This window comes from Streptomyces sp. NPDC093568, from assembly GCF_044764945.1.
In the GTDB taxonomy this organism is placed as follows: Bacteria; Actinomycetota; Actinomycetes; order Streptomycetales; family Streptomycetaceae; genus Streptomyces.
In genome coordinates, this window is the sequence record NZ_JBIWJD010000046.1 from 1,830 (window position 1) to 3,222 (window position 1,393).

Genomic DNA, 1,393 nt, shown 5'->3' on the forward strand with positions numbered 1-1,393 from the left:
AGTCTGAGACCTGATGCCGAGCCGATTGTGGTGAAGTGGATGATCCTATGCTGTCGAGAAAAGCCTCTAGCGAGTTTCATGGCGGCCCGTACCCTAAACCGACTCAGGTGGTCAGGTAGAGAATACCGAGGCGTTCGGGTGAACTATGGTTAAGGAACTCGGCAAAATGCCCCCGTAACTTCGGGAGAAGGGGGGCCACACCTGGTGATCCGTTTTACACGGTGAGCTGGGGGTGGCCGCAGAGACCAGCGAGAAGCGACTGTTTACTAAAAACACAGGTCCGTGCGAAGCCGTAAGGCGATGTATACGGACTGACGCCTGCCCGGTGCTGGAACGTTAAGGGGACCGGTTAGTCACATTTCGGTGTGGCGAAGCTGAGAACTTAAGCGCCAGTAAACGGCGGTGGTAACTATAACCATCCTAAGGTAGCGAAATTCCTTGTCGGGTAAGTTCCGACCTGCACGAATGGCGTAACGACTTCTCGACTGTCTCAACCATAGGCCCGGTGAAATTGCACTACGAGTAAAGATGCTCGTTTCGCGCAGCAGGACGGAAAGACCCCGGGACCTTTACTACAGTTTGATATTGGTGTTCGGTTCGGCTTGTGTAGGATAGCTGGGAGACTTTGAAGCGGCCACGCCAGTGGTTGTGGAGTCGTCGTTGAAATACCAGTCTGGTCGTGCTGGATGTCTAACCTGGGTCCGTGATCCGGATCAGGGACAGTGTCTGATGGGTAGTTTAACTGGGGCGGTTGCCTCCTAAAGGGTAACGGAGGCGCCCAAAGGTTCCCTCAGCCTGGTTGGCAATCAGGTGTTGAGTGTAAGTGCACAAGGGAGCTTGACTGTGAGACCGACGGGTCGAGCAGGGACGAAAGTCGGGACTAGTGATCCGGCGGTGGCTTGTGGAAGCGCCGTCGCTCAACGGATAAAAGGTACCCCGGGGATAACAGGCTGATCTTCCCCAAGAGTCCATATCGACGGGATGGTTTGGCACCTCGATGTCGGCTCGTCGCATCCTGGGGCTGGAGTCGGTCCCAAGGGTTGGGCTGTTCGCCCATTAAAGCGGTACGCGAGCTGGGTTTAGAACGTCGTGAGACAGTTCGGTCCCTATCCGCTGCGCGCGCAGGAATATTGAGAAGGGCTGTCCCTAGTACGAGAGGACCGGGACGGACGAACCTCTGGTGTGCCAGTTGTTCTGCCAAGGGCATGGCTGGTTGGCTACGTTCGGGAGGGATAACCGCTGAAAGCATCTAAGCGGGAAGCCTGCTTCGAGATGAGTATTCCCACCCACTTGATGGGGTAAGGCTCCCAGTAGACGACTGGGTTGATAGGCCGGATCTGGAAGCACAGTAATGTGTGGAGGTGACCGGTACTAATAGGCCGAGGGCTTGTCC

Annotated in this window: 1 rRNA gene (running past one end of the window); it reads left to right on the forward strand. The window is 56.0% G+C overall.

The features are described 5' to 3' along the window. Window positions 1-1,393: ribosomal RNA gene (locus ACIRD7_RS43255) — 23S ribosomal RNA — on the forward strand; its annotated part reaches 1,792 nt to the left of the window's first position; the annotation flags it as partial.